13 protein-coding genes and 1 tRNA gene are annotated in these 15,843 nt (G+C 66.5%); 7 read left to right on the top strand and 7 right to left on the bottom strand.

Going from position 1 to position 15,843, the window contains the following annotated elements:
* Positions 1 to 72 precede the first annotated feature (72 nt).
* Together A7X12_RS06915 and A7X12_RS06910 are read left to right on the top strand one after the other, a co-directional pair.
* Entirely contained in the window at positions 73 to 852 is a 780-nt protein-coding gene (locus A7X12_RS06915) for an SDR family oxidoreductase (protein WP_064310932.1), read from the top strand.
* A gap of 70 nt (positions 853 to 922) precedes the next feature.
* Positions 923 to 1,780, top strand: coding sequence for a PhzF family phenazine biosynthesis protein (locus A7X12_RS06910; protein ID WP_064311049.1), 858 nt, complete (start codon positions 923 to 925; stop codon positions 1,778 to 1,780).
* Here the strand turns inward: A7X12_RS06910 and A7X12_RS06905 are convergent.
* The 3 genes from A7X12_RS06905 to A7X12_RS06895 all read right to left on the bottom strand — a co-directional run bounded on the left by A7X12_RS06905 (position 1,764) and on the right by A7X12_RS06895 (position 5,134).
* Positions 1,764 to 2,984: a dicarboxylate/amino acid:cation symporter gene (locus tag A7X12_RS06905; protein ID WP_064310931.1), complete on the bottom strand. Its 1,221-nt coding sequence runs from the start codon at positions 2,982 to 2,984 to the stop codon at positions 1,764 to 1,766. The genes A7X12_RS06910 and A7X12_RS06905 overlap by 17 nt on opposite strands.
* A 75-nt stretch (positions 2,985 to 3,059) precedes the next feature.
* On the bottom strand, positions 3,060 to 3,974 hold the full coding sequence (locus A7X12_RS06900; RefSeq protein ID WP_157105522.1) for a hypothetical protein: 915 nt from the start codon (positions 3,972 to 3,974) through the stop codon (positions 3,060 to 3,062).
* Positions 3,971 to 5,134 (bottom strand): glycosyltransferase, encoded by a 1,164-nt coding sequence (locus A7X12_RS06895; RefSeq protein ID WP_232318392.1) that lies wholly within the window; start codon positions 5,132 to 5,134, stop codon positions 3,971 to 3,973. The genes A7X12_RS06900 and A7X12_RS06895 overlap by 4 nt, the downstream gene beginning before the upstream one ends.
* A gap of 430 nt (positions 5,135 to 5,564) precedes the next feature.
* Here A7X12_RS06895 and A7X12_RS06890 point away from each other — a divergent pair, with 430 nt between their 5' ends.
* The 3 genes from A7X12_RS06890 (at position 5,565) to A7X12_RS06880 (ending at position 8,172) form a co-directional block, all read left to right on the top strand.
* The gene (locus tag A7X12_RS06890; RefSeq protein WP_064310928.1) at positions 5,565 to 6,275 is read left to right on the top strand and encodes a response regulator transcription factor; all 711 of its coding nucleotides are present in this window, start codon (positions 5,565 to 5,567) and stop codon (positions 6,273 to 6,275) included.
* Positions 6,276 to 6,278: 3 nt separating this feature from the next.
* Positions 6,279 to 7,655 carry a sensor histidine kinase gene (locus A7X12_RS06885; protein ID WP_064310927.1) on the top strand — a complete coding sequence of 459 codons (1,377 nt, stop codon included), beginning with the start codon at positions 6,279 to 6,281 and terminating at the stop codon, positions 7,653 to 7,655.
* Positions 7,656 to 7,758: 103 nt separating this feature from the next.
* Positions 7,759 to 8,172: a hypothetical protein gene (locus A7X12_RS06880; protein WP_232318391.1), complete on the top strand. Its 414-nt coding sequence runs from the start codon at positions 7,759 to 7,761 to the stop codon at positions 8,170 to 8,172.
* Between the two features lie 139 nt (positions 8,173 to 8,311).
* Here the strand turns inward: A7X12_RS06880 and A7X12_RS06875 are convergent.
* A tRNA-Ala gene (locus A7X12_RS06875) sits at positions 8,312 to 8,387 on the bottom strand.
* Between the two features lie 220 nt (positions 8,388 to 8,607).
* Here A7X12_RS06875 and A7X12_RS06870 point away from each other — a divergent pair.
* Positions 8,608 to 9,735 carry a DUF2171 domain-containing protein gene (locus tag A7X12_RS06870; protein WP_064310925.1) on the top strand — a complete coding sequence of 376 codons (1,128 nt, stop codon included), beginning with the start codon at positions 8,608 to 8,610 and terminating at the stop codon, positions 9,733 to 9,735.
* 267 nt (positions 9,736 to 10,002) lie between these two features.
* Here the strand turns inward: A7X12_RS06870 and katG are convergent, their stop codons facing one another.
* Entirely contained in the window at positions 10,003 to 12,210 is a 2,208-nt protein-coding gene (gene katG / locus A7X12_RS06865; protein WP_064310924.1) for a catalase/peroxidase HPI, read from the bottom strand.
* A gap of 255 nt (positions 12,211 to 12,465) precedes the next feature.
* Between katG and A7X12_RS06860 the strand changes: the two genes are divergently transcribed.
* Positions 12,466 to 13,782, top strand: a complete 1,317-nt coding sequence (locus A7X12_RS06860) for a cystathionine gamma-synthase family protein (protein ID WP_064310923.1) — start codon at positions 12,466 to 12,468, stop codon at positions 13,780 to 13,782.
* A gap of 38 nt (positions 13,783 to 13,820) precedes the next feature.
* On the opposite strand, the gene A7X12_RS06855 is transcribed toward A7X12_RS06860, so the two are convergent.
* Together A7X12_RS06855 and A7X12_RS06850 are read right to left on the bottom strand one after the other, a co-directional pair.
* Positions 13,821 to 14,807 (bottom strand): SGNH/GDSL hydrolase family protein, encoded by a 987-nt coding sequence (locus A7X12_RS06855; protein ID WP_064310922.1) that lies wholly within the window; start codon positions 14,805 to 14,807, stop codon positions 13,821 to 13,823.
* Between the two features lie 31 nt (positions 14,808 to 14,838).
* Positions 14,839 to 15,735 carry an iron-containing redox enzyme family protein gene (locus tag A7X12_RS06850; protein ID WP_064310921.1) on the bottom strand — a complete coding sequence of 299 codons (897 nt, stop codon included), beginning with the start codon at positions 15,733 to 15,735 and terminating at the stop codon, positions 14,839 to 14,841.
* Positions 15,736 to 15,843 lie beyond the last annotated feature (108 nt).

Here is a 15,843-nt window from a genome sequence, read left to right as displayed (position 1 = left end):
TCGTCACCGCTGAAGCGGCAACCGAAAGCCCGCGGCCCCACCGTGCACCTGGACCCTGTTTCCGAGAAGAACATGCAACGATTGAAGAACAAGACCTGCGTCGTCACCGGCGCAGCGCGCGGCATCGGTCGCGCCATCGCCGCCCGCTTCCTTGCCGAAGGCGGCACGGTGATCCTCACCGACCTGAACGACGTCGCCGGCTCCGCCGCCGCGGCGGACCTGGGCTGTCGGTTCGAGCGGCTCGACGTTGCCGAAGAAGCCGACTGGGCACGACTGGCGGCCGAAATTCCCGTCGCGGACGTGGTCGTCAACAATGCCGGGGTGACAGGCTTCGAGCAGGGAATGGTGGCGCACGACCCCGAACATGCCCGGCTGGAGGACTGGCGCGCCGTGCACCGCGTCAATCTGGACGGCACCTTCCTCGGTTGCCGCTATGCCATCGGCGCAATGAAGGCGGCAGGGGCAGGATCGATCCTCAACATCTCGTCCCGCTCCGGCATGGTCGGCATCCCCAGTGCGGCCGCCTATGCCTCCTCCAAGGCGGCAATCCGCAACCACAGCAAGACGGTGGCGCTCTACTGCGCGCAGCAGGGCTGGAAGATCCGGTGCAACAGCATCCATCCCGCCGCCATCCTCACCCCGATGTGGGAGCCGATGCTGGGCCGCGGCCCCGATCGCGCCGCACGCATGGACGCCTTGGTCGCCGACACGCCGCTCCGGCGGTTCGGTCTGGCCGAGGAAGTCGCTGCGGTCGCCGCTATGCTGGCTTCCGACGAAGCGGCCTATATCACCGGCACCGAAGTGCAGGTGGATGGCGGGTTGCTTGCGGGATCGGCGGCAGCGCCCGGCTGAGGCTTGCCACCCGGATCGCGATCGGCGATGCCCCGCGCCGGCCGTGTCCGCGGCCGGGGAGATGCATCAAATGACAACACCCTTCTCGCTGGTCGACGTGTTTCATGACGGGCCGTTCACGGGCAACCCGCTGGCGGTGGTGCATGGCGGCGGCGATCTCGATACGGCGACGATGCTGGCGATCACCCGCTGGTTCAATCTGAGCGAAACGGTGTTTCTGCTGCCACCCAGCATCGCGGGTGCGGACTATCATGCCCGCATCTTCACGCTGGATCGCGAATTGCCCTTTGCCGGCCACCCGACGCTGGGCGCGTGCCATGCCTGGCTGGCGGCGGGCGGTGTTCCGGCGGCAGGCGACCGGATCGTCCAGCAATGCGGCGCGGGTCTGATCCCGATCCGCCGCAACGCCGATCGCCTTGCCTTCGCAGCCCCGCCGCTGATGCGAGACGGCCCCGTGGATTCGGACACTCGCGCCATGCTGGCACGGGCCCTCCGGATCGACCCGGACGCGATCGTCGATGCCGCCTGGGCCGACAACGGCCCGGGCTGGATCGCAGTGTTGCTCCACTCTGCGGAAGCCGTGCTGGCGGTGGAGCCGGTGCGGCATTGGGACGGGCGGGTCGAGATCGGCCTGATCGGCGCGCATCCCGCGGGAGGCCCGGTAGACTGGGAAATCCGCACGTTCTTCAGCGGCGCGTTCGGCGCCGTGATCGAGGACCCGGTTACCGGCAGCTTCAACGCCTCGGCCGCGCAGTGGCTGCTTGAAAGTGGCCGGGCAACGGGCGGCTATGTTGCCGCGCAGGGCACCCGGCTCGATCGGCGTGGGCGGATCTTCGTGACCTATGAAGCGGATGGCCAGGCCTGGATCGGTGGCCGCAGCATGACCATCGCGAAGGGTGTGCTTCCCGGGCTCAGCGCCCCCGCCTGACCAAGCGCGCGACGAGCGTGGTCGCGGTCACCTGGCCGGTGACGCTGGCGGTGGTAATGAACATGTCCGGGATGGCCGAGACTGCGATGTAGAGCGGGATCATCGCCAGCGGCGCACCAAGGATCTGCATGCCCGGCGCGTCGCACGCATAGAGGATCGCCGCCCCCGGCAGCCCCGGCGTCGCGATGCCCGCGATCACCGCCGACAGGCCCGCCAGCGCCCATTGCACCGGGGACGCGTGCACCCCCGCCGCGTGCGCGGCCAGGAACACCTCGATCACCGTTACGCCCGTTGTCGCCAGCCGGAAGGTGGAGATGGCAAGCGGAAGCGTGGTACCCGCGACTTCCTGCGGGAGTTGCAGGCCGTTAAGCGCGACGTCCATCGAGACCGGCGCAGTCGCCATCGACGAGCAGGTGCCCGCCGCCGTTGCCTGCGCAGGCAGGATCCCGCGGGCGAAGCGGGCGAGCGGCATCGCCCGCAGTCCCAGAACCAGCAGATAACACATGCCGATCGCGGCAAGACAGAACAGGATTTCCGCTGCCACGTCGCGTGCCAGCACACCCGCAACGCTCGCGCCAGCCGCCTTGCCCGCTCCGAGCGCCAGCACGAAAATGCCGATCGGCGCCGCCAGCAGGATCCAGTCGACGATGCGCGTCATCGACATGCCGAGTTCGTCGATCACACCCGCCAGCCCGTTCCCGCCCGTCCGCGCGATGGCAACACCGAGCAGCACGGCGAAGACAACCAGCGGCAGCATCTGTCCGCCCGCCGCTGCCGCGATCGGATTTTCCGGAAGAACCGCGAGGATCTGTTCAGAGGCCGTCGGCACATACGGCGCTGCGGGCGGCGCAGCCGTCAGCAACCCAGCAAGGGGTTCGGGACCGAGAGGAAACAGCCACAAGACGATCTCCAGCGCGCCCCAAGCGAGCAGTGCCGCCAGAACCAGCATCGGCAGGAACACGGCAAAGCTGGTTGCCAGCAGCCGTCCGCCCTGGCCATGGCGCACCGCGTTGACGACGCCGCTCACCACCAGCGCGAAGACCAGCGGCACCAGCGTCATGGTCAGCGCACGGATCCAGAAAGCCCCGACGGGAGCCACGAAATCGATCCAGGGTGCCAGAAACGCGCCCGCAGGCCAGCGCGCGGCAAAGCCCAGCAGAACCCCTGCCAGCAATGCGCCCACCACCAGCGCCGTTTTCCCCATCACTCCTGCCTTTCGCTATTCCGGGCGGCTGATGGCGGCAGCGGCGCATGGGCGCCAGTGCTTTTTTATCTTGGCTCAGGCGAGCCGCGGCCGGGAACGCGCAAACATGTCGGCAAGCGCCGAGGCGCCGCCTACCACGACATGGGCGGCGAGCATCAGCGTCGCAACGAAGAGCACGGCCCCTGCGAGCCCCGCCGCATCGCCCAGCAACGCTACGATCAGGGGCGCGAGCAAGGCCTCGCGCGCCGGCACGAACGGCAGCCGCGAGAGCATCATGCGCAGCGTGCCGACCAGAAACAGCGCTGCGGTCGGCACCGCCGGCAGCAACAGCTTCCAGAGTAAAGCAGTAAGCAACAGGCTCAGCAGGATACGCGCAATGTGAATGCCGATGGTCGCCGCGAGCTGGCGTGGCGGCAGCGCAAACACCACCCGTCGGAAGAAGAAGATCGCCATCGAAGACAGCACGATCGTCGCGGTGGAGATCAGCAACGTCGTGAACAAGGTGCCCTTGGCGAGCCCGTGGACAATCGGCGCGTGCAGCACGAGCATCGCCAGCGTGACGAGGTTGCCCGCCAGCGCCGAGGTGACCGCCACGTCGCGCAGCGTCTCAAACGGCCGCCCGGCGGCGCCCATCGTTCGCCGCGCCCAGACATAGAGCTGCGCGTCGCCCGAATAACCGAGGACCACTTCGTTCGCCGCCTGCTTGCGCAGCAGGGCCGGGAAAGCCGCCGCACCCACGCCCCAGATGCGCCGCAGGATCAGCCAGTCCATGAACGGCGCCAGCGCATAGGTGGCAGCGAAGCATAACCAGAACAGCGGGTTGGTCGGCGTCTGGGTGAGTACGGTGAAGTCCAGCCCGTCGAGCTGCCAGAATACTGCGACGAGAATGACGGCCGAAAAGGCGAGCCCAACAATGGCGAGCAATCGCTCCCGGGTGATGGGTGAAAGCGACGCATAGGCGGACCGTACCGCCTGTACCGGGGACTTCATGCAGGAACCTCTTGCTCCAAGCCCGTGGATCGGGCTCGCGTCCGCGCTGCCGCTGCCGCTGCAGCAACGAACAACGTGAGATAGTCTTGCGCCGAGCGCTCGATCGTGAAGCGGCGCAGCGACGCGAGCAACGCGGAGCGATCGGGCGCAGCCACAGGCGCGGCGCGGATCGCATCGGCCAACAGCGTTTCGTTCTGCGGCACGATGGTGCCGAACCGGCCCTCGCCCAGCAAGCTGCGCAGGCCGGCGCCGCAATCGGTCGAAACGACCGCCAGACCCGCAGCCAATGCTTCGATAACAACTGCCGGCACGCCTTCATAGCGCGAGGACATCAGCAACACGTCGAATGCCGGCAGCCGCGCGGGCGCATCAGCGACATGGCCGGCGAAATGCACGCAATCGGCGATGCCGAGCGACGCAGCAAGCGCCTCGAGCGCGCCGCGCTCCACGCCGTCACCAAAGATCGTCAGCGTCTCTCCGGGCTGCACCACGCGCGCGAACGCCCGCAACATCAGCGCGAAATGCTTTTGCGCCGCAAGCCGCCCGACGGCGACGAACCGCCGCGGCCCTTCCTCCCGAGCGTCTCGTTCGGGCAGCAACTGCGTTGCGCAGATCGCGGGATCGTGCACGACATGGCTGCGCCGCGCCATCACCGGCGGCAGTTCGGGTACCATGGCCTCATCCATCACCACCCAGTGGTGCGCGGCGTGCGCCTGGACGCGCAGCCAGGCGCGCCAGAAGAGGCGGCTGATCGGGTTCAGGTCGCGCCGCGCCAGATCGTTGCTGACCTTCACGACGATCGGCGGGCAGCGGCGACCGAGCAGCAGCGTCATCGCGACGGCGACGATGGTGTAGGTAGAGCCGGCCACGAACAGCACGTCCGGCCGAAGGCGACGGATCGCCGCGGGCAGGGTCACAATCATCCACAGCGTTTCCCAGCTGTGCTGGCGAATGCGAGGCTGGCGGGGCATGTCATAGGCGATGTCGCCGAACTCGCCGTGCATTGCGCCGTCGTCGCGGCCCATGAATAGCGGCGCATCCACGCCCATCGCTCGCCAGTGTCGGACTAAGCGAAGGGCAACACGCTCCACACCGCCGGCATCGAAGCTGTGCAGGAAGGTGAGAACGCGGATTCGTCCGCTGCTATATTGTGGCGACACTCGCAGATCCCCTGGCAACGTTGCGATATCGTGCCGCTGTTCTGCCCGCTTTTCTTCGGCTCGGCCACTAAGGAGCTTTCCACATGCTCCGAAACGGCCGCACCCATCAGCTGAACCGAGTACGGTATGAATATCCATTGGTAAGACGACGCCGCCCCGAGCGACCCACAGCACGCCTTTGAATTTTTTTTGCCGTCGCGCCGAGCGTCCGCCGCTGGGATGCGCTGGCCCGTTCGCCCGAGTCGGCCGCACAAGACGCCGCAAAGGCCCTATCTACTTTCGCATGACGTGCGCCAGCGGGTTTCCGTCGGTTCGCCCGAATTCACCCGAAGCACGTCGCGGCTACCGCAAGGCGCTCAGATACCAGGACGCGAGTCGACCTGCACGCCTCGTAAGGTTACGAACAGCCGCCTTCCGTAAGAGCACCCGCATGCAATCCTCGTCCGAAACGCTGTCCACTCCCTCCCTTCGCGCCCTCGTCGTCGAGGACGACGCACAGTTGAGCGCCCTGCTCGTTCGCCAACTCGGAAGCCTCGGCTACCTCGTGGCGGCTGTGGGTGACGGACGCGCCGCCATCGCCGCGCTCGCCGAGGCGCAATTCGACGTGGTACTGCTCGATCGCATGTTGCCGGCGATCGAGGGCGTGGAAGTACTGCGACGCCTGCGCGCAGAGGGCGTGGAAACACCCGTGATTCTGCTGACCGCGCTGGGCCTCACCAACGAACGGGTGGAAGGCCTGGAGGCCGGCGCCGACGATTACATCGTCAAGCCCTTCGAAATCGATGAGCTCAACGCGCGAATCCGCGCAGTCCTCCGCCGTCGCACGGCGCCTGTCGCGGACAACGCCACCCTCAGTGCCGGCGACGTCACCGTCAGCGTACTGCGGCACCGCGTCACCCGCGCGGGCAAGACGATCGAGTTGCAGAAGACCGAGCTGAAACTGCTCGCCGAACTGGTGCGCGAGGCGGGCAGCGTGCTGTCACGCAAGATGCTGATCGAGCGCGTCTGGGGCTATGACTTCGTGCCTGCCACCAATATCGTCGACGTCCACATCCTGAAGCTGCGGCAGCGGCTGGAGATACCTGGCCTGCCGGACCCCATCGTCACCGTACGAGGCGTCGGCTACATGTTCCGCGCCTGATCGATGCGGCGCCGACGCCTACAATCGCTCGGCCGGATCGCGATCGGCTTCGCGCTCAGCGTTTCGGTCGCGACGGCGCTGGTCGGCGTGGGCGTCTATCTCGCACTGCTCGACGCGATCGATCGCCAGGTCGACCTGCGACTGCAGGGGGAAGCGCGCGAATTGCTGGAAGGCGGTGTCGAAGTGCCCGAAATTGCCCGGCGCATCGTCCGCGAAAGCAGCGAGCGCGAGAGCGCCGATATCGGCTTCCTGCTGCTTACCCCGCAAGGCGCAGTGATCGCGGGCAACATCTCGCCGGCCACGCCACTGCCGCTGGGCGTCTCCACGGTGAAGCGCAACGCCGCCATCCCGGGTCTCAGCCGCGGGCGCGCCTGGGTGACGCGGCTGCGCGGCGGCGAAACCCTGGCGCTGATCGCGGAAAGCGAGCCGATCGACCAGCATGACTATAAGCGCGGACTGATTCTCGCGACCGGCTTCGGCGCGCTGCTGGGCATTTTGTTGCTCGGCACGATGGCGCTGATCCGTGCGATCCGGGTAAACATCGCGGCAATTCGCGGAACGGCCGAAGCGATCATCGACGGCGACATGTCCGCGCGCGTCCCGGTCGAGCGCCCGAACAGCGTCTTTGGCGGGCTGGCGGTGACCTTCAACCGCATGCTCGATCGTATCGGCGAGTTGATGGGCGGCATGCGCAGCATCTCCAACGACGTCGCGCACGACCTGCGAACACCCATGTCGCGCTTGCACGGCAGGCTGGCAGCACTGGCCGACGCACCCGAAGCAGCCCCCGTGCGCGACGAACTGGCTGGCGCCGTGGCCGAAAGCGAGGAAATCCTCGCGCTGTTCGCGGCCATCTTGCGGATCACCGAGATTGAAGGCGGCGAGCGCCGAAACGGCTTCGTGCCGCTCGATCTCGCTGGGCTGGCGGGGGATGTCGGTGAGGGACTCGCGCTGATGGTAACCGAAAGCGGCCGCGGTTTCCGGGTCGCGATCCCCGCCGAGCCGCTACCGATCGAAGGCGACCCCCGCCTGCTGACGCAGGTGATCGTCAATCTCGTCGAGAACGCCGTAACCCACACGCCGCGCGGCACGAGCATCCGCCTGGAAGTGCTGCGCGAGGGCGATGCGGCACTGCTGCGGGTCGAGGACAATGGACGGGGCATCCCCCCCGAGGACCGAGCACGCGCGCTGCGCCGCTTCGGGCGGCTCGATGCCAGTCGGCAGGTGCGGGGGTACGGGCTGGGTCTTCCGCTCGTCGCCGCGGTCGCACGGCTGCATCGCGGCGAGCTGACCCTGGAAGACGCGATGCCCGGACTGCGCGTGCAGCTCCGCCTAAAAACGCCGGATAGTCCGCGCGTTATCTTAACGGCGGGTAAATGAAATCGTAAATAAATCGCTCCGCATCCGCGGACTCTATTGCTACAAAAGCCTTGCAAGCAGAACAGCTTGCAAGAGTCTTCTAGCAAATTGACGGGGGTTCATGATGCGTAAGGTATTGACGGCGATTGCCGGAGCATTTGTCGCGACCGCAGCCTTTGCGGCCACGCCTGCCCAGGCGCAGACCTACGCCTATCTTTACATGGGCAATGCCGATCCCAGCCTCGACATCACCATTTCCGACGTGAGCTGGTCGGGCTCCTACTATCCTCGGATCGAGGGCACCCTGAAAGCCGGCTCGCCTGAAGTGCGGGGAAGCTACCACACCGTACTCGGCGACGGTAACGTCTCGTTCAAGGCAAACATGACCGTGAATGGCGCGATCCAGACCTGCTATTTCTATGTCGATGTAAGCTCATCGGGCTCGATCAGCGCAGGGGCTATCCACTGGACTGGCTCGCCAAACTGCAGCGCCAACCGTTCGGGCAGCAATGTCACCTTCACGATGAGCAAGCAGTGAGCCGCTGATCCGGCCACAACAATCACGTTGCGGGGAGGTAAGGTTCTTGCCTCCCCGTTTTCTTGCGGAACGCGCACGACAAGATCCCACCATGACGGCAGGTTGGGAACGGTGCGGTTTTCGTAGAAGATGTGGCGGCTGGTGGAGCTGAGGGGAATCGAACCCCTGACCTCTGCAGTGCGATTGCAGCGCTCTCCCATCTGAGCTACAGCCCCGCCGCCGGATCCCGGGCTGGCCCGGGAGGCGCTCCCCTTAGCGAGCCGAAACGCGCGATGCAACCGGCTTGTCGCCCCTTTCCGCTGCTTTTGTATCGCCGACGACGAAGTGCCTGTGACGCAGGTTAAATTTGCGGAACCCATCCGCCCCTCCGCTCGCTTGGACGGGGCGTGACGGCAAGCATGCCGCAGCCGCCGAAATCTCAGCAGGAGAGATACGATGGACGACCGCAACAATCGCTACGGCCCGTACGGCCCCACCGGCTATAACGACAGTGGCACCCCCGGCGACTATGGTCGCGATTACGGCTCGGGCCGCGATTACACCTACAGCAGCGCGCGCGATTATGCCGCCGCAGGCGAACTGGGACGCGATCGCGGCCAGCGCGACACCTATGGCAATCGTGGGCGCTCCGAAGCGCGCAACCAGGACCGGTCGAACTACGGCGCGCAGGGCTATGGCCGTCGCGAGGAGCGCGGCGGCTGGAACGACGGTGCTCGCGACTGGAGCGACTATGGTTCGCGCAGCTATGACAATTACGGCGGCTATTCGAGCCAGGACCGCGACCGCGACCGCGACTATGGCCAGCGCAATTATGGGAACAGCGACTGGGGCAGCCGCGATGCATCCGCGCGCAGCTATGGCCAGCAGGGCCAGGGTCGCGGCAGCAGCTATGGGTATGACCGCGACCGCGGCGGCAACGACCTGCGCGGCTATGACCGTGACCGCGGCTTCTTCGACCGCGCCGGTGACGAGGTCCGCTCGTGGTTCGGCGATGAGGAAGCGGAGCGCCGGCGCCGTCAGGACCAGCGCTACGACGAGCAGCAGGCCCGGCGCGAAGGCCATGCTGACAACCATTATGGCGAATGGCGTCGCAGCCGGATCGAAGAATTCGACCGCGACTATGATGAATATCGCCGCGAGAACGCCCAGCGTTTCCACAGCGAGTTCGACAGCTTCCGCACCGAGCGCACCGGCCAGCGCGACGCCCTGCGCCGCGTGACCGAGCATATGGAAGTACTGGGTTCCGACGGCAGCCATGTCGGCACCGTCGACAAGGTGCGCGGCGACCGCATCATCCTGACCAAGAACGACGCCGATGCGAATGGCCGCCACCATTCGATCCCGTCGCGCTGGATCCAGACCGTCGACGACAAGGTGACGCTGCGCAAGACCGCCGACGAAGCCAAGAACCACTGGCGCGACGAAGAACAGTCGGGCGCGATGTTCGGCGAGGACAAGACCAAGTCCACCGCCGCGACCACCGATCAGACCAGCACCGACGACCGATCGAAGGATTGGAGCACGACGGGCAATCTGAATTCGAGCTTCAAGGGTACCTACTAAGGTCCCCTCCAAGCGATGAAGGGGCCGTCCGGCAGTGCCGGGCGGCCCCTTTTCACGCGTGTCAGTTCCGCGAGACCACACCGTTTCCTCCCCCGCCAGGGGGAGGTGGCAGGCGCAGCCTGACGGAGGGGGAGGCAGCATGACGGCCGAGAGGTTCTGGCATCCCTCCCCCTCCGTCGCGCGTCGCGCGCCACCTCCCCCTGGCGGGAGAGGATAGGCTGAAAGAAAGGGGCCGCCGGCAACGCCGGACGGCTCCTTCTGGATGACTTACAGGTCGACGCGGTCGGCGTGCATCACCTTGGTCCACGCCTTGCCGAATGCCTCGACGAACGCGCCCTCCGCATCGTCCGTCGCATAAGCCTCGGCCAGCGCGCGCAGCTGCGCGTTCGAGCCGAAGATCAGGTCGACACGGGTGCCGGTCCACGTCGCCTCGCCGGTCTTGCGATCGGTCGCGACGAAGCTGCCGTCGCCCTGCGCCGCCCATTTCGCGGTGAAGCTGGTGGTCAGCAGGTTGCGGAAGAAGTCGTTGGTCAGCGTTTCCGGGCGATCCGTGAACACGCCGTGCTTCGACTCGCCATGGTTGGCGCCGAGCACGCGCAGGCCGCCGACCAGCACGGTCATCTCCGGCGCGGTGAGCGTCAGCAGCGCGGCGCGATCGACCAGCAGTTCCTCTTCCGACCATCCCATGGTGTCGCGGGCATAGTTGCGGAAGCCGTCGACCTTGGGTTCGAGCGGCTCGAAGCTGTGGGCGTCGGTCTGTTCCTGAGTCGCGTCGGTGCGGCCGGGGACGAAGGGCAGCGCCAGCTCGTGCCCGGCCCTCTTCGCCGCCGCTTCCACCGCCGCGGTGCCGCCGAGCACGATCAGATCGGCAAGCGACACCTTCTTGCCGCCGGTCTGGGCGCCGTTGAACGTCGCCTGGATGCCCTCCAGCACGCCGAGCGCCTGGGCGAGCTCGACCGGCTCGTTCACCGCCCAGTCCTTTTGCGGGGCAAGGCGGATGCGCGCGCCATTGGCACCGCCGCGCTTGTCCGAGCCGCGATAGGTGCTGGCAGAAGCCCAGGCGGTCTTCACCAAGCGCGAAATCGACAGGCCGGAGGCGAGGATTTCAGCCTTGAGCGCCGCCACGTCCGCGGCGTCGATCAGCACATGGTCCACCGGCGGGACAGGATCCTGCCAGATGCGCGGCTCCGCCGGCACCTCGGGCCCGAGCAGCTTGGCGTGCGGACCGCTGTCGCGGTGCGTCAGCTTGTACCACGCCTCGGCAAAGGCATGGGCGAACTGATCGGGATTCTCGTAGAAGCGCCGCGAGATCGGGCCATAGGCCGGGTCGAAGCGCAGCGAGAGGTCCGTGGTCAGCATCGTCGGGCGGTGCTTCTTCGACGGATCATGCGCGTCCGGGATCACCTCGCCGGCATCCTTCGCCACCCACTGATGCGCACCCGCCGGGCTCTTGGTCAGTTCATACTCATATTCGAACAGGTTCTTGAAGAAGCCCATGCCCCACTGGGTCGGCGTCTCGGTCCAGGTGACTTCCAGGCCGCTGGTGATCGTATCGCCGGCATTGCCCTTGCCATAGCTGTTGGACCAGCCGAGCGCCTGCATCTCGATGCCGGCACCTTCCGGCTCCGGGCCGATATACTGGCTCGGGTCCGCCGCGCCGTGCGTCTTGCCGAAGGTGTGGCCGCCCGCGATCAGCGCAACGGTTTCCTCGTCGTTCATCGCCATGCGCGCGAAGGTCTCGCGAATGTCGTGCGCGGCGAGCAGCGGATCGGGATTGCCGTCCGGTCCCTCCGGATTGACGTAGATGAGGCCCATCTGCACCGCGGCCAGCGGATTCGACAGGTCGCGCTCGCCCGAATAGCGGCCGCCCGGCTTTTCGCTGGTCTGCAGCCATTCGCGTTCGGGTCCCCAGTTGATGTCGCGTTCCGGCTCCCACACATCGGCGCGGCCGCCGCCGAACCCGGCCGTCTTGAAGCCCATCGATTCGAGCGCGCAGTTCCCCGTGAGGATCAGCAGGTCGGCCCAGGACAGCGCCCGGCCGTATTTCTGCTTGATCGGCCACAGCAGCATGCGGGCCTTGTCGAGATTGGCATTGTCCGGCCAGCTGTTGAGCGGCGCGAAGCGTTGCGTGCCCGACCCTGCGCCGCCGCGACCGTCACCGACGCGGTAGGTGCCGGCGCTGTGCCAGGCCATGCGGACGAACAGCGGGCCATAATGGCCGAAATCCGCCGGCCACCAATCCTGCGAATCGGTCATCAGGGCGAAGATGTCGGCCTTCACCGCCGCGAGGTCGAGCTTCTGGAATTCGGCGACATAGTCGAAGTCCGCGCCCATCGGGTCGCCGGCGGGCGGATTCTGGTGGAGCACGGTCAGATCGAGCTGGTTGGGCCACCAGGTCCGGTTCGTCATCTCGAACAGGACGGCGTTCCCTTCCATCTTGCCGCCATGCATCGGGCATTGGGATTCGGCGTTCATTGGGCACCTCCACAGGACTTTCGGGTTATCATCTGCGCTAAGCCTCGCACGGCCAGAGCGATCGATGAAATGGATTAGTCCGAGGACACTGATCGATCTTTCCGCTCAGGTCAGCGTATATCAAAGGTTAGCCGGGGACCACGGTCGCGCGGCCGAAACGATGCGGTGATACGACGGTTGGGGGATGGGTGGATTGCCCGCCCGAACTGGTTACAATCGCAACCATCATCAGAAGACATACCGGAGAGCTTTTACATGACCGACGCCACCGAAGCCGATCTGACCGGCGGCACCCCCCGCCCCCGCCCCGAGGGCGATGTCGAGAAGATCGGCGATCGCAAGCTGAAGCCGGCGACGATGATGATGGGGCACGGCTATGATCCGATGCTCTCGGAAGGCTCGCTGAAACCTCCGATCTTCCTTACGTCCACCTTCGTCTTCCCCAATGCGGCGGCCGGCAAGCGCCACTTCGAAGGCGTGACGGGCAAGCGCCCGGGCGGGGCCGAGGGGCTGGTCTATTCGCGCTTCAACGGCCCGAACCAGGAGATCCTCGAAGACCGGCTCGCCATCTGGGAAGAGGCCGAGGACGCCCTCGCCTTCTCCTCGGGCATGTCGGCGATCGCCACGCTGTTCCTGTCGATGGTCAAGCCGGGCGACACGATCGTCCATTCGGGCCCGCTCTATGCGGCGACGGAGACGCTGATCGCGCGCATTCTCGGCCGCTTCGGCATCCACTGGCTCGACTTCCCGGCGGGCGCGACCCGCGAGGAAATCGACGCGGTGCTGAGCAAGGCGGCGACCGGCAATGTCGCGCTGATCTATCTGGAAAGCCCGGCCAACCCGACCAATGCGCTGGTCGACGTGGAGGCCGTCGCCGCCAGCCGTGACGCGATCTTCAAGGGCGACAGCAAGCCGCCGATCGCGATCGACAACACCTTCCTGGGCCCGCTATGGGCGCAACCGCTCCGCCAGGGTGCCGATATCGTCGTCTACTCGCTCACCAAATATGCGGGCGGCCATTCGGATCTGGTCGCGGGCGGCGTGCTCGGATCGAAGGCGCACATCAACACGATCCGGCTGATGCGCAACACGATCGGCACGATCTGCGACCCGAACACCGCCTGGATGCTGCTCCGCTCGCTGGAGACGCTGGAGCTCCGCATGAGCCGTGCAGGCGAGAATGCCGCAAAGGTCTGCGAATTCCTGGCCGCGCATCCCAAGGTGGAGAAGGTCGGCTATCTCGGCTTTCTCGAGCGGGGCGAGGACAAGCGCCAGGCCGACATCTATCGCCGCCACTGCACCGGTGCGGGATCGACCTTCTCGCTGTATCTCAAAGGCGGCGAGAAGGAAGCATTCGCCTTTCTGGATGCACTCAAGATCGCCAAGCTGGCGGTCAGCCTGGGCGGTACCGAGACGCTGGCAAGCCACCCCGCGGGCATGACGCACCTTTCCGTGCCGGAGGCGCGCAAGCAGGCGCTGGGAATCACCGATAATCTGGTGCGTATCTCGATCGGCGTCGAGGATGCCGATGACCTGATTGCCGACTTCGAGAATGCCCTGAAGGCGGTGTGATCCTGTTGCTCCCCTCCCCGCGTGCGGGAGGGGAGCGCTTACTTCAGCGTGCCCGCCGCAGCCTCTACCAGATCCGCCATCTGCTGCTGATCCTTGAGAGACGGATGGAAATTGCACGCGGTGAATGCCAGCTGCGGCACCGCCAGGGGCGTCGCGCCCGTTGCCGCCGCCACCGCACGCACATCCGCGATAAAGGCCGGCGCCCCCATCAGCAGGAAGCGGGCGTTCGGGTTTGCCGCCTGCAACTGCCGCACGAACGCGACATATTTCGTACGATAGTCTGCATGCAGTGCCGCCGCATCCGTCCACGCCTCGCCCGAATGCACCGGTGTAGAGAAGTCGTTGGTACCCAGGTTGATGACGATCAGCTGCGGCTTCCAGCCATCCGTGGCAGCCGGCGCTGGCTCGCCCGGGATCGCGCGCGGATACAGCACCGGCAGCGTCTCACCGGGATTGCCCCCCGCATAATTGCGCACCACGCCGCGCCCCGAAAAGGCGATCACGCGGTAGTCGGCGTCCCACTTCTTCGCGAGCAACGGCCCGAAGGCGCGCGCGGTGTTCGTCGTGTCATGGACTTCCTCCGCGCTGCAGCTGCGCGTCGATGCGGTGTCGCCATAGCCGACGCTGTGCGAGTCGCCGATGAACTCCACCTTCCGGACATACACCGGCGGCGCAAGCGGCGTGCCGTCGGTGGTGACACCGACGATGCGACTGCTGCCGCTTTGCGTCTCGGTCAGCTTCTCGATGCGGATCACATGCTCCCCGTCCGCCAGGCCATCGAAGCGCCGATCGACGCGGCCGGGCTTTTTCAGCACGGCGCGCTCCACGCCATCGATCAGGATGGCGAGATGGTCGGTATCGGCCTCGACCGATACGGTTACCGACGTCCCCTGGAACCGCCCTTCGAAATAAACGCCCGGCCAGCCGAAGCGGCCATCCGCGGTCGCCCGGCCGCCGGCATGCAGCGGCACGGGCGTTTCGGCAGGCGCGAACATCAGCGCGGCGGCGAGGGCTAGGCGGAGCATGGTCCCAGCCTAGCAACCCGCCTGCCCTGCGTCAGCCCCAGAGCCGATCGCGATACGCCTCGAAACAGCGCGCGCCGCAACGCAGGCGGATCAGCGCACCTTCGGCCATCGCCGTCGCGCGGCGCGGATCTTCTTCCACGGCCGGACGGACGGCCTCCCGGTTCCAGTCCTCGCTATGCTTGATGTCGAGCACGGCGTGCAGCGTGAAGTAGCGCGCCTCCTTGGGGCTCAGCCCCACGCGCTTCAGCCCTTCGGCGGTCGCCGCCGAGCGTCCCGGCGCCGTCAGTTCGATCACGCCAAGCGCGCCCACCGAATGCCAGGCATAGCGGCGGCTGCTCGCCATCGCGGTCATCGCATTGGCGAGGCACAGGCTTTCCCATACCGTGTTCTCGATCACCGGCGTGACGGCGAGCGTCTCGACCAGCGCGTCGAGCATCGGGCCATGCATGCCCTTTTCGGTGCCATGCCCCATCTCGTCCCAATAGTTGCGGGCGAGTTCCAGCTTGGGCCGCGTCGGCAGCTTGACCTGCGTCATCGCGACCAGATCGTCGAACCCCGCTTCGCCGGCGGCTTCCTGCTCGAAGAACCATCGAAGCTGGTCCCGGTCGGCGTGTTCAGCCAGCCACGGGAAGAGCGGGTCGCCCTGCCCCGGGCCCGTCGCCTTCAGCCCTTCGAACCAGGCGATGAAACCATCGGCATCGGTCGGCGCTTCGGCGGCCTCGTCGCTCACCTCGGCGCGCAGCTCCTCGAGGAACGCGCCCTGCAGCCGCTCCATGCGCACGTCCCGCTCGAACAGGCGCTGCCAGTCGTCGGATGGAAAGCCGGGCTCGAGCCGCTCCCGGTTCCAGTGGGCGAGACCGCGCTGGAAACTGTCGGTCAGAAATTGCGAGCGGATCCGTGGCGCGAAATCGCGCGCGAGCGTTGCCATGTGGAATTCTCTCTCCTGCTTGGTCGCCTCAACCCCCGGGCGAAAGGGGATGTTCCGATCGACTTAACTAGATCAAGCACTTGGCATTCACGGATCTGTCACGGCAGG

Origin of the sequence: Sphingomonas sp. TDK1 (assembly GCF_001650735.1) — a bacterium.
GTDB lineage: Bacteria > Pseudomonadota > Alphaproteobacteria > Sphingomonadales > Sphingomonadaceae > Sphingomonas.
Note: the sequence above shows the minus strand (reverse complement) of the source record. Positions and strands in the feature narration are given on the sequence as shown.

Excerpts from the sequence above, each read along its gene's own strand:
- A7X12_RS06870 (WP_064310925.1), top strand. The coding sequence starts at position 8,608 with ATGGACGACCGCAACAATCGCTACGGCCCGTACGGCCCCACCGGCTAT.
- A7X12_RS06905 (WP_064310931.1), bottom strand. The coding sequence starts at position 2,984 with ATGGGGAAAACGGCGCTGGTGGTGGGCGCATTGCTGGCAGGGGTTCTG.
- A7X12_RS06855 (WP_064310922.1), bottom strand. The coding sequence starts at position 14,807 with ATGCTCCGCCTAGCCCTCGCCGCCGCGCTGATGTTCGCGCCTGCCGAA.
- katG (WP_064310924.1), bottom strand. The coding sequence starts at position 12,210 with ATGAACGCCGAATCCCAATGCCCGATGCATGGCGGCAAGATGGAAGGG.
- A7X12_RS06880 (WP_232318391.1), top strand. The coding sequence starts at position 7,759 with ATGCGTAAGGTATTGACGGCGATTGCCGGAGCATTTGTCGCGACCGCA.
- A7X12_RS06910 (WP_064311049.1), top strand. The coding sequence starts at position 923 with ATGACAACACCCTTCTCGCTGGTCGACGTGTTTCATGACGGGCCGTTC.
- A7X12_RS06885 (WP_064310927.1), top strand. The coding sequence starts at position 6,279 with ATGCGGCGCCGACGCCTACAATCGCTCGGCCGGATCGCGATCGGCTTC.
- A7X12_RS06915 (WP_064310932.1), top strand. The coding sequence starts at position 73 with ATGCAACGATTGAAGAACAAGACCTGCGTCGTCACCGGCGCAGCGCGC.
- A7X12_RS06890 (WP_064310928.1), top strand. The coding sequence starts at position 5,565 with ATGCAATCCTCGTCCGAAACGCTGTCCACTCCCTCCCTTCGCGCCCTC.
- A7X12_RS06860 (WP_064310923.1), top strand. The coding sequence starts at position 12,466 with ATGACCGACGCCACCGAAGCCGATCTGACCGGCGGCACCCCCCGCCCC.
- A7X12_RS06850 (WP_064310921.1), bottom strand. The coding sequence starts at position 15,735 with ATGGCAACGCTCGCGCGCGATTTCGCGCCACGGATCCGCTCGCAATTT.
- A7X12_RS06900 (WP_157105522.1), bottom strand. The coding sequence starts at position 3,974 with ATGAAGTCCCCGGTACAGGCGGTACGGTCCGCCTATGCGTCGCTTTCA.